The organism is Rhizobium sp. BK316, assembly GCF_014193695.1.
Lineage (GTDB): Bacteria > Pseudomonadota > Alphaproteobacteria > Rhizobiales > Rhizobiaceae > Rhizobium.
On sequence record NZ_JACHZR010000004.1, the window covers coordinates 361,157 to 385,005 of the forward strand.

General features: G+C 59.9%; 26 protein-coding genes. 5 read left to right on the top strand and 21 right to left on the bottom strand.

The features are described from left to right. Positions 1–43 precede the first annotated feature (43 nt). Together FHT87_RS20580 and FHT87_RS20585 are read left to right on the top strand one after the other, a co-directional pair. Entirely contained in the window at positions 44–874 is an 831-nt protein-coding gene (locus tag FHT87_RS20580; RefSeq protein ID WP_183804656.1) for an inositol monophosphatase, read from the top strand. A gap of 17 nt (positions 875–891) precedes the next feature. Continuing rightward, positions 892–1,716 carry an inositol monophosphatase family protein gene (locus tag FHT87_RS20585; RefSeq protein WP_183734932.1) on the top strand — a complete coding sequence of 275 codons (825 nt, stop codon included), beginning with the start codon at positions 892–894 and terminating at the stop codon, positions 1,714–1,716. 4 nt (positions 1,717–1,720) lie between these two features. Here the strand turns inward: FHT87_RS20585 and hisC are convergent, their stop codons facing one another. From hisC to FHT87_RS20610, 5 genes are all read right to left on the bottom strand, one after another. Continuing rightward, complete coding sequence (hisC, locus tag FHT87_RS20590) at positions 1,721–2,779, bottom strand: histidinol-phosphate transaminase (RefSeq protein ID WP_183804658.1); 1,059 nt, start codon at positions 2,777–2,779, stop codon at positions 1,721–1,723. 31 nt (positions 2,780–2,810) lie between these two features. Continuing rightward, entirely contained in the window at positions 2,811–4,091 is a 1,281-nt protein-coding gene (locus tag FHT87_RS20595) for a multidrug effflux MFS transporter (protein WP_183804660.1), read from the bottom strand. A gap of 118 nt (positions 4,092–4,209) precedes the next feature. Beyond that, positions 4,210–5,457, bottom strand: coding sequence for a multidrug effflux MFS transporter (locus FHT87_RS20600; protein ID WP_183804662.1), 1,248 nt, complete (start codon positions 5,455–5,457; stop codon positions 4,210–4,212). A 137-nt stretch (positions 5,458–5,594) separates the two neighbouring features. After that, on the bottom strand, positions 5,595–5,930 hold the full coding sequence (grxD, locus tag FHT87_RS20605) for a Grx4 family monothiol glutaredoxin (protein ID WP_183804664.1): 336 nt from the start codon (positions 5,928–5,930) through the stop codon (positions 5,595–5,597). Positions 5,931–6,269: 339 nt separating this feature from the next. Further along, positions 6,270–6,500: a hypothetical protein gene (locus FHT87_RS20610; protein WP_183804666.1), complete on the bottom strand. Its 231-nt coding sequence runs from the start codon at positions 6,498–6,500 to the stop codon at positions 6,270–6,272. Between the two features lie 166 nt (positions 6,501–6,666). On the opposite strand from FHT87_RS20610, the gene FHT87_RS20615 reads away from it, so the two are divergent. Continuing rightward, on the top strand, positions 6,667–7,812 hold the full coding sequence (locus FHT87_RS20615) for a hypothetical protein (protein WP_183804668.1): 1,146 nt from the start codon (positions 6,667–6,669) through the stop codon (positions 7,810–7,812). Positions 7,813–7,949: 137 nt separating this feature from the next. Here FHT87_RS20615 and FHT87_RS20620 read toward each other — a convergent pair whose 3' ends face one another. The 8 genes from FHT87_RS20620 to FHT87_RS20655 form a co-directional block, all read right to left on the bottom strand. After that, positions 7,950–8,183: a BolA family transcriptional regulator gene (locus tag FHT87_RS20620; protein WP_007826248.1), complete on the bottom strand. Its 234-nt coding sequence runs from the start codon at positions 8,181–8,183 to the stop codon at positions 7,950–7,952. 19 nt (positions 8,184–8,202) lie between these two features. Continuing rightward, positions 8,203–10,434: a phosphoribosylformylglycinamidine synthase subunit PurL gene (gene purL, locus FHT87_RS20625; RefSeq protein ID WP_183804670.1), complete on the bottom strand. Its 2,232-nt coding sequence runs from the start codon at positions 10,432–10,434 to the stop codon at positions 8,203–8,205. Positions 10,435–10,680: 246 nt separating this feature from the next. Further along, entirely contained in the window at positions 10,681–11,517 is an 837-nt protein-coding gene (locus FHT87_RS20630; RefSeq protein ID WP_183734940.1) for an IclR family transcriptional regulator, read from the bottom strand. A 13-nt stretch (positions 11,518–11,530) separates the two neighbouring features. Further along, a complete protein-coding gene (locus FHT87_RS20635; RefSeq protein WP_183734941.1) occupies positions 11,531–11,920 on the bottom strand; it encodes a RidA family protein in 390 nt (129 codons plus the stop codon). 14 nt (positions 11,921–11,934) lie between these two features. Beyond that, entirely contained in the window at positions 11,935–12,705 is a 771-nt protein-coding gene (locus FHT87_RS20640; protein WP_281411226.1) for an amino acid ABC transporter ATP-binding protein, read from the bottom strand. Between the two features lie 11 nt (positions 12,706–12,716). Further along, entirely contained in the window at positions 12,717–13,376 is a 660-nt protein-coding gene (locus FHT87_RS20645) for an amino acid ABC transporter permease (RefSeq protein ID WP_183804672.1), read from the bottom strand. A gap of 4 nt (positions 13,377–13,380) precedes the next feature. Continuing rightward, the gene (locus tag FHT87_RS20650) at positions 13,381–14,043 is read right to left on the bottom strand and encodes an amino acid ABC transporter permease (RefSeq protein WP_183804674.1); all 663 of its coding nucleotides are present in this window, start codon (positions 14,041–14,043) and stop codon (positions 13,381–13,383) included. Between the two features lie 54 nt (positions 14,044–14,097). Beyond that, positions 14,098–14,937, bottom strand: a complete 840-nt coding sequence (locus FHT87_RS20655) for a transporter substrate-binding domain-containing protein (RefSeq protein ID WP_183804676.1) — start codon at positions 14,935–14,937, stop codon at positions 14,098–14,100. Between the two features lie 186 nt (positions 14,938–15,123). Here FHT87_RS20655 and FHT87_RS20660 point away from each other — a divergent pair, with 186 nt between their 5' ends. After that, complete coding sequence (locus FHT87_RS20660; protein WP_183804678.1) at positions 15,124–16,203, top strand: D-TA family PLP-dependent enzyme; 1,080 nt, start codon at positions 15,124–15,126, stop codon at positions 16,201–16,203. A 173-nt stretch (positions 16,204–16,376) separates the two neighbouring features. On the opposite strand, the gene FHT87_RS20665 is transcribed toward FHT87_RS20660, so the two are convergent. Together FHT87_RS20665 and FHT87_RS20670 are read right to left on the bottom strand one after the other, a co-directional pair. Continuing rightward, positions 16,377–16,958, bottom strand: coding sequence for an acyloxyacyl hydrolase (locus tag FHT87_RS20665; RefSeq protein WP_183804680.1), 582 nt, complete (start codon positions 16,956–16,958; stop codon positions 16,377–16,379). A gap of 125 nt (positions 16,959–17,083) precedes the next feature. Continuing rightward, positions 17,084–18,502: a PLP-dependent aminotransferase family protein gene (locus tag FHT87_RS20670; RefSeq protein ID WP_183804682.1), complete on the bottom strand. Its 1,419-nt coding sequence runs from the start codon at positions 18,500–18,502 to the stop codon at positions 17,084–17,086. Between the two features lie 80 nt (positions 18,503–18,582). Here FHT87_RS20670 and FHT87_RS20675 point away from each other — a divergent pair, with 80 nt between their 5' ends. Then, a complete protein-coding gene (locus FHT87_RS20675) occupies positions 18,583–18,837 on the top strand; it encodes a DUF1127 domain-containing protein (RefSeq protein ID WP_183734948.1) in 255 nt (84 codons plus the stop codon). 8 nt (positions 18,838–18,845) lie between these two features. Here the strand turns inward: FHT87_RS20675 and FHT87_RS20680 are convergent, their stop codons facing one another. From FHT87_RS20680 to FHT87_RS20705, 6 genes are all read right to left on the bottom strand, one after another. Further along, positions 18,846–19,250, bottom strand: a complete 405-nt coding sequence (locus tag FHT87_RS20680; protein ID WP_183734949.1) for a hypothetical protein — start codon at positions 19,248–19,250, stop codon at positions 18,846–18,848. Between the two features lie 23 nt (positions 19,251–19,273). After that, entirely contained in the window at positions 19,274–19,945 is a 672-nt protein-coding gene (gene purQ / locus FHT87_RS20685) for a phosphoribosylformylglycinamidine synthase subunit PurQ (protein ID WP_183734950.1), read from the bottom strand. Beyond that, the gene (locus FHT87_RS20690) at positions 19,942–20,199 is read right to left on the bottom strand and encodes a hypothetical protein (protein WP_183734951.1); all 258 of its coding nucleotides are present in this window, start codon (positions 20,197–20,199) and stop codon (positions 19,942–19,944) included. The genes purQ and FHT87_RS20690 overlap by 4 nt, the downstream gene beginning before the upstream one ends. A gap of 18 nt (positions 20,200–20,217) precedes the next feature. Beyond that, the gene (gene purS / locus FHT87_RS20695; RefSeq protein WP_183734952.1) at positions 20,218–20,460 is read right to left on the bottom strand and encodes a phosphoribosylformylglycinamidine synthase subunit PurS; all 243 of its coding nucleotides are present in this window, start codon (positions 20,458–20,460) and stop codon (positions 20,218–20,220) included. A gap of 16 nt (positions 20,461–20,476) precedes the next feature. Continuing rightward, positions 20,477–21,241 carry a phosphoribosylaminoimidazolesuccinocarboxamide synthase gene (gene purC / locus FHT87_RS20700; protein WP_183734953.1) on the bottom strand — a complete coding sequence of 255 codons (765 nt, stop codon included), beginning with the start codon at positions 21,239–21,241 and terminating at the stop codon, positions 20,477–20,479. Positions 21,242–21,471: 230 nt separating this feature from the next. Further along, positions 21,472–23,727: an EAL domain-containing protein gene (locus tag FHT87_RS20705; RefSeq protein ID WP_348647654.1), complete on the bottom strand. Its 2,256-nt coding sequence runs from the start codon at positions 23,725–23,727 to the stop codon at positions 21,472–21,474. Positions 23,728–23,849 lie beyond the last annotated feature (122 nt).

Sequence of the window (23,849 nt, forward strand, 5' to 3'; positions counted from 1 at the left end):
GGACTTGCTATGAGCCTCTGCAGATCCATGCAACGAGTCCAAAATGAATTTCTCAGACAATGACATAGAGTTTCTCGGCGACTGCCTCCGGCACGTCGCCGAAGAAGAGATCATGCCGCGCTTCCGCAATGCGGCCGCGGCCAGTGTTTCCGAAAAGACATCTTCCGTCGATCTCGTCACGCAGGCCGACCTGCGCTCCGAGGCCTATCTGACGGCCGCCATCCGCGAGCGTTTTCCTGCAGCACTCGTCGTCGGCGAAGAGGCCTACGAGGCAGATCGTTCCGTCGTGCCGGCGCTTGCCGATGCCGACCTTGCCTTCATCATCGATCCCGTCGACGGCACCTTCAATTTCGCAGCCGGCCTGCCGGTCTTCGGCACGATCCTCGCCGTGACGATCAAGGGCGAGACGGTTGCCGGCCTCATTCACGATCCCGCACTCGGCGATACCGTCGTTTCCATCAAGGGCGCCGGCGCTTTCCAGCACAAGCGCAATTGCGAGCCTGTCCGTTTGAAGGTGGCAGAGCCAATCGAGCTTGGCCGCATGGTCGGCGCCATGTCCTTCAGTCATATGGACGAGCCTGACCGTTCGCGCATTGCCGGCAATATGGCCAAGACCCGCATGACTTTCGCTTTCAATTGCTCGGCCTACGAATATTGGATGGTTTCCTCGGGCAAGCTGCATTTCATCGGCCATGAAAAGCTGATGCCTTGGGATCATCTTGCCGGTGTTCTGACGCATCAGGAGGCCGGCGGCCATACTGCGAAATTCGACGGAACGCCTTACAGGCCGGGCGAGATTTCCGGCGGCATCATCTCTGCTCCCGACAAGGAAAGCTGGCAGATGATCCGCAACGAGATCGTCGGCTACCGATAAACCGAGGGGAGACCGCCATGACGACTGCCATAGATACGATGAAGCTTGCCAATCTCTTGCGGCAGGCAGCGAAAGCCGAGATCCTGCCGCGCTTTCGCCGGCTGGGCAGCAGTGATGTGCGCGCCAAGACGGAAGCGACCGACCTCGTGACCGAGGCGGACGAGCAGGCCGAAAGAATGATGAAGGCGGAGGCCGCGCGCTTCTGGCCGGAAGCGCTCTTCATCGGCGAAGAATCGGTCGCCTCCGATGCAGCCCTTCTCAACAAGATCGAAGGCGCGGATCTCGCCATCATCGTCGATCCCGTCGACGGCACCTTCAACTTTGCCGCCGGCATTCCGGCCTTCGGCGTCATGGCCTCGGTTGTTTCCAAAGGCGAGACGGTTGCCGGTATCATCTATGATCCGATGGGCGACGACTGGGTCATGGCGGAAAAGGGCGGTGGTGCCTGGCTGCGGCGGCCGGATGGCGAATCGCAGCGGCTGCGGGTGGCCGAGCCTGTGGCGCTCGACCAGATGGTCGGCATGGCCTCGACCGGCTACTTGCCGCAAGACAAACGCGCCGAAATTCTTGGCAATCTCGCGAAGGTGCGTTTCCTGACCAACTATCGCTGTGCGGCCCATGAATACCGCACCTTTGCCAGCGGGCATGTGCATTACCTGATGTACAACAAGCTGATGCCCTGGGATCATCTGGCCGGAACGCTGATCTGCCAGGAGGCAGGTGCCTATGCCGCCCGTTTCGACGGCTCGGCCTATCTGCCGCATCATGTTACCGGAGGACTGCTGATCACGCCGGACAAGGACAGTTGGGATATCCTGCGCCGTGAGGTCGTCACGGTCTGAGCCGTCAGGCGAGGATCTGCTTCAGCGCATCCAGAAGCTTGTCGCATTCGGCATCGGTGCCAATGGTGATGCGCAGGAAATTCTCGGTGCGCGCCCCGCGGAAATGCCGTACGAGGACCGCGCGCTTGCGCAGTTCCGCAGCGAGTTCCGCGCCGCCGCGGGTGCTGTGGCGGGCGAAGACGAAATTGGCGGAGGAGGGCAGGACTTCGAAGCCGAGCCCGCCAAGCGCGACGGTCAGGCGCTCGCGGCTTGCGACGATCAGGTCGCAATGTTTCCCGAACCACTCCCGATCTTCCCAGGCAGCCACGGCGCCTGCCTGGGTCAGTCTGTCCAGCGGATAGGAATTGAAGCTGTCCTTGACCCTTACCAGGGCATCGATCAGCGGCCGCTGACCAACGGCGAAGCCGACGCGCAGACCCGCAAGTCCGCGCGATTTCGAGAAGGTCTGGATGACGAGCAGGTTCGGATACTTCCGCACCAGCGGGATGGCGCTTTCGCCGCCGAAATCCACATAGGCTTCATCAATGACGACGACCTGATCGGGATGCTCCTGTAACAGCGCCTCGATCGCGGCCAGCGGCAGTGCCGTCCCCGTAGGCGCGTTCGGATTGGGCAGGATGATCGCGCCGCAGGGCCGGCGGTAATCCTCGATGCGAACCTGCATCTTTTCGTCCAATGGGACCTCGCGGAAATGGATCCCGTACAGGCCGCAATAGGTCGGGTAGAAGCTGTAGGTGATGTCGGGGTAGAGCAGGGGCAGTTCGTGCTTCAGCAGTGCCTGGAACGTGTGTGCCAGAACCTCATCCGAGCCATTGCCGACGAAAACTTCACCGGGATCGAGATCGTGGCTTGCGGCAATCACCTTGCGCAGCTTCAAGCCCGTCGGCTCGGGATAAAGCCGCAGCGTGTCGTTGACCGCTTCCGAAATCGCCGCCAGCGCACGGGGCGATGGGCCGTAGGGGTTCTCATTGGTGTTGAGCTTGACCAGGCCGTCGATGACGGGCTGTTCGCCCGCCACGTAGGGCGTCAAGGAATGGATAATGGGGCTCCAGAAACGGCTCATCGTGATTTTCCAGTTTATGCCTGCTGCAGCATTACATGTGAACGGCGCCGGGGTCGATCTGCGGGCTGTCGCCGGGATGGGTGAAAAGCTTGCCCTTTTCCGCCCAGAGCACCATGACGACGGTAACGGCGCCGAAGAGCGCAAAGCCGCCGAACAGCGGCTGGACAGTGCCGTTGAAGAGCTGGCCGACGCCGCCGCCGATGATAGCGCCGAAGGTCGTCGACACGAAGCCTGTGACGGCCGTTGCGGTGCCGGCGAGATTACCCATCGGTTCCAGGCTGATCGCCGTAAAGTTGGTAGCGATCACCGCAAACATCATCAAAAGGATCGAGAAGAGCGCATACGAGAAGGCGAAGGACGGCGTGCCGCCGAGTGCCGCCACGAAGCCAATCGCCGAGACGATGGTGAACAGCAGCATGGCTGCATGCGAGATGCGGCGCATGCCGAAAGTGCGCACCAGCATGCCGTTCAGGAAGTTGGCGACGGCGATGCCGCCCGCTGTTGCCGCAAAGGCAATCGGCAGCCAGTCACCGAGGCCGTAAACCTCGCCGAAGACCTGCTGGACGGAGATCACATAGGCGCTGATGACGCCGGTGAACATGGTCAACCCGATCATGTAGCCGCAGGTGATACGGTTGGTCAGAACCGTCTTGAAGCCATCGGCGACGGCGCCGAAGGACAGCGGGATGCGCTCCTCCGGCGGCAGGGATTCCTTCAGGCGCAGCAGCGCCCAGACGAAGAGGATCGTCGCAACGATGCCGAGCAGGATGAAGATCCAGTTCCAGTGGGCATAGGTGATGATGAGCTGGCCGACCGAGGGAGCGACGATCGGCACGATCATGAAGACGATCATGACATAGGACATGACGCGGGCCATCTCACGGCCGCCGAAGCAGTCACGCACGATTGCCATGGTGGTGATGCGCACGGCCGCACCGCCGATGCCCTGAACGAAACGCATGATCAGCAGCATTTCGAAGCTGCCGGTTGCGGCTGCCGCAAACATGCCGACCACGTAGCAGGCCAGACCGCCGAGCAGGATGTTGCGGCGGCCGAAGGCATCCGAGAGACTGCCGAAGACAATCTGGGAGGCGCCAAACCCCAAGAAGAAGACACCGATGACGAGCTGTGCGTCATTGTTGCTGGTGACACCCAGCGAATGGCCGATATTGGGTAGCGCTGGCAGCATGCTGTCGATCGCCATGGCGATGCTGGCGGTCATGATGGCGATCGTCACCACGAACTCGACAAAGCCCATGCCGATGCGGGCAGAACCCTGATTTTCCGTGTGCGGTTTGTGCGTCGGAGTCATTCGAATCCCCCTGAATGACGGAAGAACGGACGCAGAAGCGGCCGAATTGATGCGGGATGCAGCAGGCTCCTACCAAGTTGCTCCGCCGCCTGATGTGTCTGAAAGCCTCAGCCTGATATCAGTGGCCGATATCGGTGAAGCTGGAAAGCGATGCGTCCTTCGACAGCGGCGCATGCTGCGGTCTGAACAGCCGGCCCTTTTCGGCGATCAGCACGAAGACGATGCCGACAAGCGAGACCGCGAAGTAGCCCGCGATCATCGGCGTCGCCGTGCCATCAAAAGCCTGCCCGATCAGGGCTCCGATCGATGCGCCGCCGATCGTGCTCATGAAGCCGATCACCGAGGAGGCAGTGCCGGCAAGGTGACCGAGCGGCTCCATTGCGAGCGAATTGAAGTTGGAGCCGATCCAGCCGAACTGGAACATGACCAGCGCGAAGAACACGATGAAGATCGGGAAAGGCATCGGCTGCGGCCCCGATATCTGCACCATCAGCCAGATGAAGCTCAAGAAGCAGAAGCCGAGGATCGAGGCGTGCGACAGGCGGCGCATGCCGAAGCGGCCGACCAGCTGCGAATTGATGAAGGACGAAAAGGCCATGAACAGCGCCACTCCGGCAAAGGCGACGGGCATATAGACGCCAAGCCCGTAGATGCCGACATAGATCTGCTGAGCGGAGTTGATGAAGCCGAACAGTGCGCCGAAAAGGATCGTGCTGGCAATGGTGTAACAGAGGGCGATGCGATTGGAAAAGAAGATCGCAAAGCCCTGCGCCACCGAGCGGACCGTGAACGGACGGACATTGGCGGGATCAAGCGTTTCCGGCAGGCGCAGATACATCCACGTGCCGACAGCCGTCGCCATGGTGCCGATAAAGACGAAGATCATGTGCCAGGTGCTGACAAGCATGATGATCTGGCCGCTACCCGGCGCGATGACCGGCACGACCATGAAGACCATCATGATGAGCGACATGACCTCCGCCATCTGCCTTCCGCCGTAGACATCGCGGACGATGGAAATAGTAATGACGCGGGTGGCGGCCGAACCAAGTCCCTGGATGAAGCGCAACGCCAGCAGGCCCGCAAAAGTTGGGACCACAGCAATGCCGAAGGCGGAGACGACATAGATGACGAGGCCGATCAGCAGCGGAACACGGCGACCGAAGCGATCGGACAGCGGACCGTAGAAAAGCTGGGCGAGGCCGAAGCCGAAGAGATAGGCGGAAACGACATACTGGCGATGATTTTCGTTCTCGACGCCGAGGCTGGAGCCAATCTGCTGCAGCGCTGGCAGCATGATGTCGATTGCCAGCGAGTTGACGGCCATCAGGAAAGCCGCAAGCGCGATAAATTCAAGCTTGCCCATGGGCAGCCGACCCGCGGACATGGCTTGTGATGAATCTGTCACAATGAAATTCCCATAAACAGGTCAAGGCGCTGCTTGGCGCAGCGCCTCGAACTCAAGATACAGATTTGGAAACCGGACGGACGCCCGATGACCGATCAGGCGGCGCCCTTAACCGTGACGCCGTTTTCCTGGAGATGCTGCTGGAGCTCGCCGGCCTGGAACATTTCCCGGACGATGTCGCAGCCGCCGATGAACTCGCCCTTGACGTAGAGCTGGGGGATCGTCGGCCAGTTGGAGTAATCCTTGATGCCCTGGCGGATTTCCGAATCGGCGAGCACGTTGATGCCCTTATAGTCGACACCGATGTAATCGAGGATCTGGACGACCTGGCCGGAGAAACCGCACTGCGGAAACTGCGGCGTGCCCTTCATGAAGAGGACGACGTCGTTGCTCTTGATCTCGTTTTCGATGAATTCGTTGATACCGCTCATAGGCTCTAATCCTTTCAACAGGCAGGTTAAAGGCCCGCCGTTTCAATCGTTTTCCTTAGATAGCATGCGGAGGGCGGAATTCCACCTGCCAAAACCAAAAAAACACCAATCCGCGACGCTTAGCGGCGCACATTGTTGCCTCTGTGTTACGGCGTCTTGGCGAGGCTGGCCTGGATCTGTTCGATCTCGGTATCGGTGAAGCGACTGACGTCCCGTTGCGAGACGTCGGTCATACCCCCGAGATCGCGCCCGTCCCTGATTCCTCGAGCATACGCGACCGATCTTCCTTGCCATCCGGGCAAGGCGTGCCGGCCTTTGCAGCTTCCAGTGAAGAAGGCTCTAAGCGCGGCGCTGCCTGCTGCGGCCTGCCGCCGTGCGTCGCTTGCTCACCTGCTTGCGAGCGGGCTTGCGGCTCGTCGACGTTGCCTTGCGGGTGGTGCGGTTCGTCGTTGCAGACGCTGCCTTGCGGCGCTTGCGCTTGGTCGTGGTGCGGCCCGTCGTCTTCTTCAGGATTTCCTTCAGCACGCTGTTGACGACGCCCGACACCAGTTCATTCACGAGATTGGCCACAAAATCCCCCTCAATCCTATCGAAACGCACCTTGCGCTATTGAATTCCGGAAGAGTTCGCTTAGCAAGACGGCTCGAAGATTTTATCCGGTTTTTCGCCGTATTTTCAAGCGAACCCGTCATCCTGGCAACGGCGCCACCAACCCGACTGAAAGAAGAAAAAGACTATGAAACTGATCGACAGGCGGGTTGTCCTGCATTTCCCCGGATTCGAGCCGCTTGATGGCGCAGCGCACCGGGCGCGGTATGAGCGTACCGCAAGGCAGAGCGCATCCGTCTGGGGCTATAATGTCGCAACGGGTGCCGCAGGCGAAGGGCATTATATTTCCTTCGATGTCAGCACCGGCGCCGATGGCTGGCAGACGCAGACGCGCGTGCATGTCTTCGACCATAACGCGCTGGTGCAGCGGTTGCGCATGGGCAATACGGCAAGCCAGATCGCGGCAGGCTTTCTGAGTTTCTGGCAGGTGGTGCGGGAAGGCGGCATGGCCGGCTATTTCCGCCACGCCTGGCGCTTCGGCCTGTTCTTCATCTTTCCCTTCCTGCTGACGGCATTTGCAATCCTGATCACGCTGCAGATCCTGACGCTGCACTACTGGCTTGGGCTTCCCGGCTGGCATGTCGGCTGGAGCGCGCCGCTGGCGGCCATCTTCTTCATCTCCGGTTTCCTGCCGTTCTCGGAGCGCTTCCACACGCTGCATCTTTTTGCCGATTGGGAAATGGCCGTGGCGCTGGCACGCATGGACAGGCCTGATTTCAACGAGTGGCTGGAGCGATGCGCGACGTCGATGCGCGAAGCGCTCAACGAGGAGGCCGATGAATATGTCATCTCCTCACACAGCATGGGCTCCAGCGTCGCGGCCCATGTCGTCGGCATCCTGCTGGAGCGGGAGCCGGATGTCTTCACGGGCAAGCGCGTGGTCTTTGCAACACTCGGCGGCGCCATCCTGCAATGTGCGCTAATGTCATCTGCCACCCTGCTGCGCTCGCGCGTCGGCCTGATTGCACGTTGTCCGGATATTTTCTGGCTGGATGTGCAGTGCCTGACGGATTCGATCAACTTCTACAAGGTGCCAGTCGTCAGCGTTTCCGGCCATCCGGATGCGCCGCAGGCGAGCATGATCCATATCCGCGTGCGGCAGATGCTGACGCCGGAGCACTATAAGAAGATCCGCGGGGATCAGCTGCGTGTGCATCGCCAGTATGTGCTTGGGCCGGACATGAAATCTGCCTTCGATTTCACGCTGCTGACGGCCGGCCCGATGCCGGCCTCGGTCTTTGCGTATCCTGAGCAGGACAAGCTGCCGGCCTGAGAGCTCAGCAAAAAAAGGCGAGGAGGCGTCGAACAGTTTCGAGCCGATCGCTTCCGTTTCAAAACAAAACAACCCGGCAGAAAGCCTTCCAGCCGGGCCTGTTCATCTGAGATTTTCAGTCGGACGAAGCTCTAATTTCAATCCGGTGCCGAGGTCTGCAGGGCAAGGGCGTGCAGGATGCCGCCCATATTTCCCTTCAGCGCCTCATAGACCATCTGGTGCTGCTGCACGCGGCTCTTGCCGCGGAAGGCTTCCGCGACAACTTCGGCGGCGTAGTGGTCGCCGTCACCTGCCAGATCGCGGATCGTCACCTTGGCACCGGGAATCCCAGCCTTGATCATGTCTTCGATATCGCCGGGTTTCATGGCCATGATCGTTACTCCTTGCGCATCATTCCGCGGCAAGTTCGCCGCGGCCTTCCATATAATCAGGGAACCACGATTCATGGGCATCGCGCAATTGCTGAATTGGCAGCACAATCAGATCGTCGACGACGAGGCTGTCGCCCTGGACCGTGCCAAGGCGGCGGAAGGGCACGCCGGCGCCTTCGGCATTGGCGCAGACGAAATCCGCGACATCCTTTGGAACCGTCAGCACGTAACGCGCCTGATCCTCGCCGAAGAGCTGCGCATGCGCAGCACCCTTGCCTTCGCTGAGGCTGACCTTGAGACCCTTTCCTGACGCCATTGCCATTTCAGCAAGCGCCAGCACGAGACCGCCGGAGGAAATGTCGTGGCAGGCGGTCGCCTGACCGTTGCGGATGACGGAGCGGACGAAATCGCCATTGCGACGTTCGGCGGAGAGATCGACTTCCGGTGCCGGGCCTTCGGTGCTGCCGACAACATCGCGCAGATAGACGGACTGGCCGAGATGGCTGCCGTCGATACCGATAAGCAGAACCCTGTCGCCTTCGGCAGCGCTGCCGATGCGGGCCATCTTGCGCCAGTCGGGCATCAGGCCAACGCCGGCAATGGTGGGCGTCGGCAGGATCGCAACGCCATTGGTCTCGTTATAGAGCGAGACGTTGCCGGATACGATCGGGAAATCGAGCGCGCGGCAGGCTTCGCCGATGCCCTTCACGGCCTCGACGAACTGGCCCATGATCTCGGGCTTTTCCGGATTGCCGAAGTTCAGATTGTCGGTCGCCGCCAGCGGCTCGGCGCCGGTCGCGGTGATGTTGCGCCAGCATTCGGCAACGGCCTGCTTGCCGCCTTCGAAGGGATCGGCCTCGACATAGCGCGGGGTAACGTCGGAAGAGAAAGCAAGCGCCTTCAGCGGATGGCCTTCGACACGCACGACGCCGGCGTCGCCACCCGGAAGCTGCAGGGAGTTGCCTTGGATCAGCGTGTCATACTGTTCGTAGACCCAGCGGCGGCTGGACTGATTGGCGGAGCCGACGAGCTGCAGCAGCGCTTCGTTATAATTCTGCGGTGCTGCCACGAGATTGGCGGGCAGGGGCGCGCGCTTGCCGGATTCGCGCCAGGGGCGGTCATATTCCGGAGCCTGGTCGCCGAGATCCTTGATCGGCAGATTGGCGACTTCCTCGCCCTGATGCATGACGCGGAACCGAAGGTCATCCGTGGTCTTGCCGACAACAGCGAAATCGAGGCCCCACTTGACGAAGATCGCCTTGGCTTCCTCTTCCTTTTCCGGCTGCAGCACCATGAGCATGCGCTCCTGGCTTTCCGACAGCATCATCTCGTAGGCGGTCATGCGCTCTTCGCGCACCGGCACCTTGTCGAGTTCGAGCAGGATGCCGAGATCGCCCTTGGCGCCCATTTCGACAGCCGAGCAGGTGAGGCCGGCCGCACCCATGTCCTGGATGGCGATGACCGCACCGGTCTGCATCAATTCCAGGCAGGCTTCGAGCAGGCATTTTTCGGTGAAGGGGTCGCCGACCTGAACCGTCGGACGCTTCTCCTCGATCGATTCGTCGAATTCAGCCGATGCCATCGTCGCGCCGCCGACACCGTCGCGGCCGGTCTTGGCGCCGAGATAGACAACCGGAAGGCCGACGCCCTTTGCTTCCGACAGGAAGATGGCATTGGATTTCGCAATGCCGGCAGCAAAAGCGTTGACGAGGATATTGCCGTTATAGCGGGCATCGAACTCAACCTCGCCGCCGACCGTCGGCACGCCGAAGGAATTGCCGTAGCCGCCGACGCCGGAGACCACGCCGGAGACGAGGTGGCGAGTCTTCGGATGATCCGGTTCGCCGAAGCGCAGCGCGTTCATGGCCGCGATCGGGCGCGCGCCCATGGTGAAGACGTCGCGCAGGATGCCGCCGACACCGGTCGCGGCACCTTGATAGGGCTCGATATAGGAGGGATGGTTGTGGCTCTCCATCTTGAAGACTACGCAATCGCCGTCATCGATATCGACCACACCGGCATTTTCGCCCGGCCCCTGGATGACGCGCGGCCCCTTGGTCGGCAGCGTGCGCAGCCACTTTTTGGAGGATTTATAGGAGCAGTGCTCATTCCACATGGCCGAGAAGATGCCGAGCTCGGTAAAGCTCGGTTCGCGGCCGATCAGATCCAGAATGCGCTGGTACTCGTCCGGCTTGAGGCCGTGTGAAGCGATGAGTTCCGGCGTGATCTTGATAGTGTTGGGAATGGTCATGAGCTCTCGAAAATCCCTGCCTAGAGCAATCCAGCAAACGTGCGCAGCGGTTTTGCGTTCGGAATGCGTGAAAACAAAGAGATAGAGCATGTCCGTGATCAAGGGAAATACGGGCATGCCCTAGCGCGTTTGTGGTGTCTTTAGCTTATGTAGGAACCGTGCGCGACAGGAAAATGCCTGCCGTCAACAGAGGGTATGCCTGATAGGTTCCGTACCGGTAATCCGGGACCCTTAACTTGAAGGCGTCTACTGCCGGATATTGGCCGAGACCTTCCCAGCGTCTTCGAATGCGACCGGTCTCTGGGCTCGCTGGTATCCCAGCTTCTCGGAAATCTCGTTGGCTGCACCAAGCAAGCTCTCCAGGTACTTGCTCCGATTTCGTACGCCGTCCTCGCGCGGAGTTACAAGACACAGGGTGGCGATGCAGGCACCGTCGGCCTGATGAACCGGCACCGCGAAGCAATGCGTGAAATTCTCCACCTCACTGTTGAAGGTGAAGAATCCGTCGCGGGCCGCCTGACGCACCTGGGCGATGAATTCCGCCGGCTTCATCTGCCGACCGTTTGGAAGAACGAAGTCCTCCGGCGGAATCAGATCGACAATCTCCTGATCGCTCAGGTGCGAAACCAGCAACCGGCCGGACGCCGTCCAGGGGATGGAAACGAGCTCGCCGACATTCGAGGAGATGCGAAACGGCCGGATGCCCTCGCGCATCATGGCGACGGTGTATTTGCGTCCCTCGAGCAGACACATCTGTGCCGTCTCACGGGTTTCTTCGGCCAGCCGCACCAGCATGCGGTCGCATTCCCGCATCAGGTCGAATTGTTCGGCGTAGGCCGTTCCAAGGAAATACAGGCGGCGGCCAAGATTAACGCGGCCGTCTCCCCCGTGGTAATCAAGCATGCCGTGGCTGAGCAGGAGATTGACCAGCTCGTAGACCGAAGATCGAGGCGCGCCAATTTCGGCCGCGATCTCGTTCGGCCGCATCGGCTGTCGTTTCACCCGAAGGAATTCGAGGATCTCGAAGGCACGATCCAGTCCTCGGGTGCGCCGCGATACTGTGTCGATACCAGCCTCAGCCATGCTTTCTCCGATATTAGGCGCGATCCGCGCGGTAGGCCACGCAATCAACTTCGACCTTGCAGTCGACCATCATGCTGGATTGGACACAAGCGCGGGCCGGAGGGTTTCCTCCGAAATACTCAGCGTACACGCCGTTAAAGCTCCAAAAATCACGTGGATCGTCAAGCCACACGCCCACACGCACGACGTCTTCAAGGCTGTAGCCCGCCTCATTGAGAATGGCAATCAGGTTTTCGATAGCCTTTCGGCTCTGGACAACGATTCCGCCAGGAACGATCTCGCCGTTCTCCATGGGCACTTGGCCGGAAACATATAGCCAGCCGCCTGCTTCGGTGGCTCGGGCGAAGGGAAGTGGTTGTCCGCCTGCGCCCGTCTCGCCAGCCCCATAACGCTTGATAGTCATTCTTTCACTTTCCTTTAGTTGAAGCTGGAGGTCTTCAGGAATTCGGCCAGGCGCTCGGTCCTGGGATTCACGAACATTTCTCTTGGATTGCCTTCCTCGCAGATCACCCCCTGGTTCATGAAGATGACCCGCGAGGATACCTCGTAGGCAAAGCGCATCTCGTGGGTGACCAGCAGCATGGTCATTCCATCTGCCGCAAGCCCCTTGATGACCTGCAGCACTTCGCCCACCAGTTCGGGATCGAGAGCCGAGGTCACTTCATCAAACAGCATAAGACGCGGCGACATCGCGATCGCACGGGCGATCGCCACGCGCTGCTGCTGACCGCCGGAGAGCTGGCCCGGGTAATGATCGGCCCGCGCCGACAGCCCGACGCGGTCGAGCCAACGGTCCGCGATCGACCTCGCTTCGCTCTTCGGCATCTTCTTGACCTTGACGAGGCCAAGCATGACATTTTGGGCCGCTGTCATGTGCGGGAACAGGTTGAACTGCTGGAAGGCCATACCGGTGAGCGCGCGCTGGCGGGCGATTTCTTTCTCGCTCTTGCGCCGACGGGTCGCTCCCTCCACGTGGTACCCGATCTCTTCACCGTCCAGGCTGATCGTGCCGCCCTGGAATTCCTCCAGCATATTCACGCAGCGCAGCATCGTGGTCTTGCCCGAGCCGGAAGAGCCGATAATCGAAATAACCTCGCCTTCCTGTACGGAGCAGTCGACCCCTTTGAGCACTTCGTGTTGGCCGTAGCTTTTGCGCAGGCTCTTGATTTCAAGCATTGTTTTGGCCATCGATCGGCTCCTCAGGATGGAAGGGCAGTCTTGCGCTCGATGAATCTGCCGAAGCGCTCGATACCGAAGTTGACGACGAAATAGAGAGCCCCTGCCAGGAAATAGAACTGCAGGCTCATGAAGTTGCGGGAGATGATCTCCTGCGTTCGCAGCAACAGTTCCGCTACACCGATCACCGACAGCAGCGTCGACGCTTTCACCATTTCCGCCGCCGTGTTGACCCAGGCCGGCAGGCACTGGCGCAGCGCCTGAGGCCATAGGACGGAGGTGAACGTCTGCGCAAACGTCAGCCCGATCGCTTTTGCGGCTTCGGTTTGCCCCTTCGGGATGGCTTGAAGAGCACCGCGAACGATCTCACCAACGTGGGACGAACAAAATACCGCCAGCGCCAGAACACCCGCCGCAAATGCTCCCAATTCCAGGCCCACGGCACTGGAGACGTAATAGCTCGCGAGGACGAGTACCAAAACGGGCGTGCCTCGGATCACATCCGTATAGGCCCGCACGATCAGGCGCAGCACACTGTTTCCATAGACCAGCGCCAGACCTACGAAGAGGCCGAGCACGGAGCCTGTGAGAATAGCCAGAAGGGAGATCGATACGGTCATCGCCATGCCATTCAGGATGACATGACGGGCGATCCAAAGTTGATCAAGAAAGGTCTGAGACATCGGCTTACCTCGGCAATGCCAGACGTCGCTCGATGAAGCGCATCAGAGCGGCAATGAGGAAACAGGTGACGACATAGAGAGCCGATGTGACCATCCAGGTCTCGACGATACGGAAGCTCTCAACATTGATCTTGCGGGCTGCAAACGTCAGCTCGGGCACGGCGATCGTTGCGGCAAGCGATGTGTCCTTGAAGAGAGAGATGATTGTCGAGGACAGCGAGGGCAGAACGTTGCGGAACATCAGCGGCGCTATGATCGATGTGCGTATCTGCATCGACGTCAAGCCAATCGCCATTCCGGCCTCGGTCAACCCCTTGGGAATCGAGAGAAGTCCGGCGCGAAAAACTTCCGCGAGATATGCTCCTGAATAGAGTGAGAGAACCAAGACGAAGCTTTTGATCTTGTCCAGCCGGAAGCCCATCTGAGGCAGCGCGAAGAACGCGAACAGGACGAGCACGAGAATAGGAAGATTTCGAATGACGGTAACGTAGATTCTTGCCGGCGCGACCGCGGCACGGCTCTTGGAGAGCAGCGCGAATGCAACGAACAGACCGATGACAGCCCCGATCAAGATCGAAATGACCGCGAGACCGAGGCTCAACATCAAGCCGCTAAGAAGAAAATCGAAGTTGCGCCAGACAGCAGCAAAATTCAGCGTATAACCCATGGCAGACCGCCCCTTTCAGGAAGGGAGCGGGAAAGACCCGCTCCCTCGGGCCAGTTACTTGTATTCGACCGGGAAGCCGATTTGTGGAGGCGTCAGTTCCTTGCCGAACCACGTCTTGTACGACTTGGCGTAAGCATCGAATTCAACGCCTGTCATGGCCTCATGGAGAGCGGTGTTGACGAAATTCAGCCAATCCTGGTCGCCGCGTTTTACGCCGCAAGCGTAAGTCTGCGGGTTCCAGCCGTAGCCGGCATCCCGATATTTGCCTGGGTTCTGAGCCATATACCAGGCGAGCGACGACTGGTCGGTTGCGACCGCGTCCGCGCGACCGGATTCCAGTGCCTGGTAGATGAGATCGACGGAGTCGTACTGGTCGACCGTAGCTTCCGGGAGCGCCGCGTGAACCATCGCCTCCGCGTAGACGTTCTGCAGGACCGAAATTGTCACCGATGAGCCGGCAGCTTTAAGCGCTGCGTAGTCGGCATATTTGCCATCGGCCTTCAGCATGAGGCCGACGCCTTCCCGATAGTAGGGAATCGTGAAGGCGATCTGCTGGGCGCGCTCGCCGGTGACCGTCATGAACTGGCAGGTGATGTCGACCTTGTCCGTCGTGATGTTGGGAATACGAGCGTCGGACGACTGGTTGACGTATTCGATCTTATCAGGATCGCCAAAGAGAGCCTTGGCGATGATGTGGCCCATATCCACATCGAAACCCTGAAGTTTGTCGTCGGCGCTCTTGAAGTGCCAAGGCGCATTGGTGCTGCCGGTGCCCATAACGAGATGACCGCGAGCAAGAACCTCATCGAGCTTACTTCCGGCGGCGAAGACCGGGCTTGAAAGAACTGCAGTTGCGGCCAGCGCAATCAGGCCGGCGCGGAAGGATATGGTCATGACTGTTCCCCTGAGAACCGAGTGTTTCTGATTAATCCAATATAGCGGACACTTGTCCGTATTATCGGATTGACATATCAAGTCCCCTGGTTGATGAATTGTCAATAGCGATGGTTGATATTTGATGCGGCGCTAAAGAGCGGCACATTTGTCCGCACCGCAGGTTCGTTCCATACGAGGTTTGCCATGACTTTTTCGCCCGCGGATATCGCAGCCATTCAAACTCCTGCCGTTCTGATCGATCTCGACATCGCCACCGTCAATATCGGCCGTTTTCAACGTTACGCGGATGCTCACGGCTTGCGTGTTCGCCCGCACATCAAGACGCACAAGCTGCCGGTAATCGCCAATCTGCAGATTGCGGCCGGCGCGGTCGGTATCACCTGTCAAAAGGTATCCGAGGCCGAAGCAATGGTCGCCGCCAGTAGCGCAATCACCGATGTGCTGATTACCTACAACATCGTCGGCGCTGAGAAGCTTGAACGTCTGAAGGCGCTCGCAAAGAAGGTGAAATTGTCGGTCGTTGCCGATAGTGCGGCTGTCGTGAACAGCCTCTCGGAGGCCTTCCGAAACGAAGTTCAGCCGCTGACAGTCCTGGTGGAATGCGACACCGGCGCGAACCGCTGCGGCGTACTCACTCCCGAGGCGGCAGAGGCTCTCTCGGCCCTTATCCACTCGATGCCTGGCATCGTCTTCGGTGGCCTCATGACCTATCCTCCTGCGGGCGGGGAGGCTGCTGTCGAGGCTTTCATGATGGCGGCCAAGGCTCGCATCGAAGCGCTCGGTCTCGCAGTGCCGGTCATCACGTCAGGTGGGACGCCTTCGATGATGCACGCAGCAGACGCACCGGTTACGACTGAATATCGCCCCGGAACCTACGTCTACAACGACCGCTCTCTCGTATCGCGCGGCGCATGCGACTGGCAGGATTGCGCACTCAGCGTCCTAACAACTGTCGTCTCAGTGCCCGCCGCGAACCGAGCGATCGTTGATGCAGGTTCAAAAATCCTGACATCGGATCTTTTGGGCCTCACAGGTTACGGTCATGTGCGGGGGCGCGACGATATCGTCGTGGACCAACTATCGGAGGAACATGGCCGGCTGATCAGCAGCGGGTCAATCGGACTGTCGGTGGGAGATAAATTACAGATCGTGCCGAACCACGCGTGCGTCGTCACCAACATGGTCGACTCGGTTTTCATCACAGGAAAGAGCTTACCTTCAGTCGAGTCTTGGCCGGTCGTGGCGCGCGGAAAGATCATCTGACATGCCGGCTCATCCGTTTTCCATCGGCCAAGCCCATGATCGTATTGGGGTTGGACTGAACAAGGTTCCGATGCGAAAATTCTTGGTGCGACGCGTTTAATCCCGCCTTCTATGCTGTTCTTACATCCGCTGAACCGATCCCGTGACGTGACGACCGGCTCAGCAAAGATCGACTAGAATTTGTAGCCGACCATCAGTCCGGCGCGGGTCATGCCGTCGTTCGGACCGTCGCAAAGATTGGCATTCGAGGAATGGGCGAGTTGCGCCATGACATTCCAGTTGCTGTTGAAGCGATAGCCTGCGCCGAGATATTCGTGGAACAGCACACGACAGCCGAGGTCGGGGTCGTCGTCGTCATCGCGAAGCTCGCCAGTGTGGATGACGCCGCCGAAGCCGGCTTCGGCGAAAATCTTGTCGCTGAGATCGACCGTCCAGGTGAAACCGGCGAAGAACTGCGTGGCTGCGCCCGCCGTGCCGATGGAGGTGCCGAGATGGACGCGCGGATGCATGAGCTGCTGCTTCCAGTCAGTCGCGTGCTCAAAACCGAAGGGATCGAAAAGGGCCGTTATTTCCGGGAAAACGCCATCTTCATGCGAATGTCCGCCCTGGATGGAGGCCGAAGCCCCGAAGCGCAATTCGTCGAAAACCTTGTCTCCGGCTTGCGCCGCCGACGACATTCCCAAGCTGCTGGCAATTGCTGCGACCGACGCGATACTCGACAGGCGCAACAGGAGTGAACGGAAATCGGATTTCATCTGCTGTCCCTTGATTCCCACTTAAACGGCGGGATGAGATAGAGGTAACATGCAGATGACCTCGGTAAAGCGCCTGTGTTTCGATCGTGGCCTTTTCCACAATGCTGACGCCGATCTGCAACAGTTCAGATCTCACCGTCGTAGGCGGAGCCGCCATTTTCCAACAGGCGTTTCAATACCATAAGACCTGCGACCAGTTCGTTTCTATCCTTCGGTGAGGAGAAGCCGATGCGCACGCGGTGATAGGCTTTCTCGCCGCGTGCCGCCTTGAACTCATCCTCGTCATCGACAAGCACGCCATCGCGGAAGGCGGCATTCTTGAAGGTGCCGGACAGCCAGGGTTCCGGCAGCTTCAGCCACAGGAAGGGCGCATGCGGGTGAGATTCGAAATCGAATCCCTGCAACTGTTCACGAGCAAGGCCGACGCGGACCGACAGTTCAGCGACACTTGCGTTGCGGATTTCATGCGCCTTGCCGCTCTGGACCAGCCGTGCGCAGGTTTCCGCCAGGATGAAGGGCAGACCGCCGGTGACCATCCTGTGCGTGACCTTGATGCGCTGGGCGAAATGCGGCGGGCAGGCGACCCAGCCGCCGCGCACGCCGGCCGCAACCGACTTAGACAGGCCGTTGACGAGGAAGGTACGGTCGGGCGCGATCGCAGCAAGCAGCGGCGTATCGTCATTGGCCATGCCGCCATAGAGATCATCCTCGATGATCCAGACCCCATGCCGTCTGGCAATGTCGGCAATGGCGACGCGCCGCTCATAGGGCATGATGGCAAGTGTCGGATTGTGAAGCGTCGGCATCGTAAAGACGAGCTTCGGGTGCTGCTGCTGGCAGAGCCGCTCGAAATCCTCGGGGATGATGCCGTTTTCATCGGACTCGACGGTCAATGTGCGCCGGCCGAGCAGGCGGACGCTGCGGCTCACCTGCGTGTAGGTGAGGTTTTCGAAGACGATCTTGTCACCGGGCGCAGACACGGCGGCGATGACGGCGATAGCTGCCGCATGCGCCCCGAGCGTGGGCACGACGTTTTCGACCTCCGGCGACCAGCCATTGCGCGCCAGCCACAGACGGCCGGCCTCGAACCAGTTCGGAGGGAAGCTGCGCGAATAAGAGGAGATCTCCGCCAGATGCTGTTCGCCGATCTCGGCCATGATGCCGGCGATAATCTTGCCCTGACCAAGATCAGGGGCGGCGGTCGTATCGAAGCGAAGCTTGTTCGGCGGGGCATCTGCGACACGCGTGCCGCTCAGCGAAAGGGTGACAGGGTCCACCTGCTCGCTGGGGGGCGTATCGGCACGGTCGAGCACATAGGTGCCGCGGCCGACTTCGCCGGCGACAAGCCCGCGTTCATGCACCAGCGCATAGGCGCGGCCGATTGTTCCGATTGTCACCCCTATGTCATAGGCGAGATTTCGCTGCGGCGGCAGCTTGGCTCCTGCTGGCAAAGCGCCTGAAGCAATAGCGGATTCGATATTGTCCGCAAGCCGCATATAGACCGGGCCGGAGCCCTGCGAGAGATCGGGGAGCCAATTTGTCATGGTGACAATGAATAGATTGTCACCCTTATTCTGTCAAGACTATGAGACAATTCCATAGGCGGAAACGACAGGAGTCAGGAATGTCCGCTATACCTCACATTAAGGGCCAGATTGTATCGATTGTCTCTATCGATGGCCGGCATGAGATTATCATGCCCAGGCAGGCGCCAGCCGCGACGCGGCTCGGGCGGTTGTGGGCAATCTTCCTTCTGTGGCAGCAGAAGCGGGAAGGGCGCCTGGCGCTGCGCGGACTGACAGCGGATCAACTCAAGGATATCGGCCTGTCGCGTTCCGATGCCGCACGCGAAGTCAGCAAGTCGTTCTTCTGGGATTAAGCCAAAACTTAGCGGCAGGCGCGATTGCCACCCGACCAGCGGGTAACATCGGCGGCGATGCGGCCGGCGACCGGCTCGGACATCATCGGGCCGAAGGCCTGCATCTTGGCCGGATTGCCTTCGGCCTGCACGACGAGCAGCGGCCGGCCTTCCGGGGTACCCTTGTGCACCACGAGAATGCGCGGACGACCGGAGAAGGAATTGAGTTCCGGGGCCAGCTTGTAGGCGGCGAAAGCCGCATCGCCCGATTTGAACCAGCAGCTGTTGGCGCCGAGCGCCACACGTTCCATCGTCGACAGCGCGCTACGATCCGGTCCCTTTGCGGGCGTCGGGGACTGGCAGGCAGCAACGAGCGCGGCAAGGCCGGCAAAAGCAGCAGCGTTAGCGATGGCTGCGAAAAGGCGAGGGTGCATCTATCTTGCTCTTCGGCCGGAAATCACGCGGCGATGACGTCGAGCGCCGAAGCGAAGAGGCCGCGGCCATCCGAACCGCCATGAGCGGCCTCGATGAGATTTTCCGGATGCGGCATCATGCCGAGCACATTGCCCTTGGCGTTCATGATGCCGGCAATGTCGTTGATCGAGCCGTTCGGATTGGTGCCTTCGGCATAGCGGAAGACGACCTGGCTGTTGCCTTCGATGGCAGCGAGCGTCTCGGCATCGGCAAAATAGTTGCCGTCGTGGTGGGCGACCGGGCAGCGGATGATCTGGCCCTTTTCATAGGCACGGGAGAAGTCAGTCTCGGCGTTGACGACTTCGAGCTTGATCTCGCGGCAGACGAATTTCAGCGAGGCATTGCGCATCAGCGCGCCCGGCAGAAGTCCAGCCTCGACCAGGATCTGGAAGCCGTTGCAGACGCCCAGAACCTTCACGCCCTTGTTCGCCTTTTCGATGATCGCCTGCATGACCGGCATGCGGGCCGCAATCGCGCCGCAGCGCAGGTAATCGCCGTAGGAGAAACCGCCGGGAATGACGATGAGGTCGACGTCAGGGATTTCCGTTTCCGTCTGCCAGATCGTCAGCGGCTGATGACCGGAGATCTTGGTGAGCGCGGCGATCATGTCGCGATCGCGATTGAGGCCCGGAAGTTGAACGACGGCTGATTTCATGGGTGCGGTTCAAACCTTGCTTGTGCTTCTGCCAGTTCTCGAAGTTCGAGACGATTTTCAATACGATCGAGGCGTTGCTCATGACGTGCCAGGACAGCGTAGATATTTTGGATGTCTTGCTGCATCGAAATCATTGTGCCGCGCATTGCGTTGAGCTCGGATTTGATCTCGTTCTGACCGTCCTTAATGCCTGAAATATCCGGATGCATGCGCTTCAGCAGCGCATACATCAACTCCTGGGTTACTTCAGTCATCGACCTCCTCCACAACCTTTAGTCGAGAGAGATAGTATAGTTCTCAATCACCGTATTGGCGAGCAGCTTTTCGCACATGGCTTTGAGATCCGTCTCTGCCTTAGCCTTGTCCGTGCCTTCCAATTCCAGATCGAAGACCTTGCCCTGGCGGACATGGCCGACGCCGCCGAAGCCGAGGGCTCCGAGCGCGCCTTCGATGGCCTTGCCCTGAGGATCGAGAACGCCGTTTTTCAGCGTGACGGTGACGCGAGCCTTGATCACTTGTTCTTCCCTGCCTTTACTTGACCAAAACGGGGCCGGTGCCGCGCACGGGCTCGTTTTCATTGATGATGCCGAGACGGCGCGCAACTTCGGAATAGGCTTCCAGCAGCCCGCCCATATCGCGGCGGAACAGGTCCTTGTCCATCTTCTTGTGGGTCTCGATATCCCAGAGCCGGCAGCTGTCCGGCGAGATTTCATCGGCCAGAATGATGCGCATCATGTCGCCTTCGAAGAGGCGGCCGCACTCGATCTTGAAATCGACGAGCTGAATGCCGACACCGAGGAAAAGGCCGGTCATGAAGTCGTTGACGCGGATGGCGAGTGCCATGATGTCGTCGAGTTCAGCCGGATTGGCCCAGCCGAAGGCGGTAATGTGCTCTTCGGAGACCATCGGGTCCTCGAGCGCGTCGGACTTGTAATAGAATTCGATGATCGAGCGCGGCAGGACCACGCCTTCCTCGATGCCGAGGCGCTTGGCGAGCGAGCCGGCGGCGACGTTGCGCACGACGATCTCGAGCGGAATCATCTCCACTTCCCGGATCAGCTGCTCACGCATGTTGAGCCGACGGATGAAGTGGGTGGGAATGCCGATCTTGTTCAGATGGCTGAAGATATATTCAGAAATACGGTTGTTGAGGACGCCCTTGCCATCAATGACTTCGTGTTTCTTCTTGTTGAAAGCGGTAGCATCGTCCTTGAAGAACTGGATCAGTGTACCCGGTTCAGGCCCTTCGTACAGAATCTTTGCCTTGCCCTCGTAGATACGGCGGCGACGGTTCATTGTAGTTATTCTCTGCTGTTGGCGCTCTTGGGATAGCGCGCGTGGATCGATCTCGTGGCGTCCCCTTAAAGGAAAAGAGAGAGTTTCACAATCCGCCTGTCACTCCTTCCCCGGTTTCCGGCTGTAGCGGGAAAACCGCAAAGAGAATCGAATGTCTTAGCAAGAGGAGACTACCGCCTTTTTCTTTACGGTGAAATGAAGGCAAAATCTCGGAGGGGTTATACAGGTCTTTATCTGGAAGCCGTTTTGGAGATGGAACGGCGCAGATCCGCCTGCAGCGCGCGGGCCGCACCCTCCGGCTGCCGCCAGCTTTCGCTGCGGATGAAGGCGGGGATCTGCATGGCAGGCATCGGCCGGGCAAGCGCATAGCCCTGCAGCATGTCGCAGCCAAGCTCCTGCAGGATGCGGACGTGATCGGCGGTCTCCACACCTTCGGCAGTGACGAGAACGTTCAGCGAGCTGCCGATCTCGATGATCGAGCGCACCAGCTTGCGCTGCTCTGCCGATTGCGGCAGGTGGCTGATCAGCTCGCGGTCGATCTTCAGCGTCTTCGGGCTCAGCCGCAGCAAGCTGACGATCGAGGCGTGGCCGGTGCCGAAATCATCGACCTCGATGTCGATGCCGAGCTTCTTCAGCTTCTTGAGATTGGCGGTGACCGCCTCGTCGCAATCGTCGAGCGAGATCGATTCCAGCAGCTCGAAAGAGACTGTGCCGGGCTCGATCTTCAGCGACCGCAGCTTCTTGCCAAGCTGCGGATCGGACAGTCTTCGGCCGGAGACATTGACGGAAATGCGGGGAATGGCGAAGCCTTCGCGAACCCAGGCTTTCCGGTCGGCAATCGCCCGCTCCAGGATCAGGGCATCGATAGTCGAGACGACGTCGAGGTCTTCACCGATGTCGAGGAAGCGATCTGGGGAAAGCAGCCCGTGTTCCGGATGCTGCCAGCGGGCGAGCGTCTCGATGCCGGCGATATCGAGCGTGCGGGCATCGAATTGCGGCTGGTAGAAGGGCACGAACTCGTTGCGTTCCAGGCCGATCAGGATCTCATCGGCAAGGCGCTTGGCCGTCAGGATCGTGCGTCGTACGGCATTGGAGAAGAATTCGTGGCGGTTGCGGCCGGAGGCCTTGGCGCGGTAGAGCGCGATATCGGCATTGAGGAGAAGCTGCTTTTCGTCGAGATTCGGACCGCTGTCGATAGCGATGCCGATGCTGGCGCCGAAGCGGCAGTCGTGCCCCTCATATTTGATGGGCTTCCTCAGCTCGCGGATAATGCGCTCGGCGACGGTGGCGATCTTCTTCGAGGCGGTGTCGACGATGCAGAGGACGACGAATTCATCGCCGCCGATGCGCGCGACGAAATCAGTGCTGCGAATGGAGTCGCGCAACACTCGAGCGGCATGTTTCAGCATGTGGTCGCCGGCGCGGTGACCAAGCGTATCATTGATCTGCTTGAAGCGGTCGAGGTCGATATGAAGGATCGCGAGCGCCAGGCCTTCCTCACGGCAATGGGCGGAGCGCTCCTCCAGCGTCTTGTCGAGATAGCGGCGGTTCGGCAGGCCGGTCAGATAATCATGGAACGCCAGATGCTCGATGCTTTCCTTGGCGGCCTCGAGTTCGCGGTTACGGGCTTCGGCGAGATCCTTGGCGCGCTGCAGCTCGTTGCGCAGCGCCACGTCATTGGTCACGTCCCAGTTGGCTCCGATCAACCGCCGGCAGCCGTTACCATCGACGAAGAAAGCGGCGCGGGCGCGAATGATACGCTCGGCGCCGTCGCCCCGGATGATGCGAAATTCCTGGCTAAACCCCGTCTCCTCGCGGAGGTTGCGTTCGACAGTGCCGATTACGCGCTCGCGATCGTCAGGATGGATCGCATCCGGCCAGGCGGCGGCAGCCGTGCGGTGATCCAGGCCCTTCATACCGTATATGGCAATAAGGCGATCGTCCCATTCGACGGTCCCGTGGTCGATATCGGCTTCGAAAACGCCGATGTCGCTGATCTGCAAAGCAAGGTCGAGGCGGCGGGAGAGCTGCGCCAGCATCTCCTCGGCTTCCTTGCGCGCGGTGATGTCGGTATCCGTGCCGACGACGCGCTGGGCCGCGCCATTTTCATCCCATTCGACGGGCGCGCCGCGGCACTCGACCCATACCCAGTGGCCATCCTTGTGGCGCTCGCGATACTGGAAGACATGATAGTCAGGGTCGCCGGCATTCTGGCGTTCGATGGCGTTGACGACGAAATCGCGATCGTCGGGATGAACGAGCTGCAGCCAGGCCTCATAGTCGCCATCGGCTTCCTCATCGGGCGCCATGCCACGGATGGCCTTCCAAGTCTGCGAGTAGTATTTTTTGTTGAGGCGGTAATTGTGATCCCACACCCCAAGGCCGGAGCCGACGAGCGCGTAGTTCCAGCGGCTTTCGCGCTCGGCAATGTCGGAATCGTCGGTGTAGCTTGCAAAACCATCTGCCGCCGGTTCGTCGCGACTGATATCGGCGGCGGCTTTTGGCGGATAGCTTTGCTTCACGGGCGCGCTCTCGCTTTTCTGGCGTGAGCGCAGTCTGCGGCCTTTCCATTAAGAAATGCTTAGAAAGCGATTGCTTAATTCTCTGA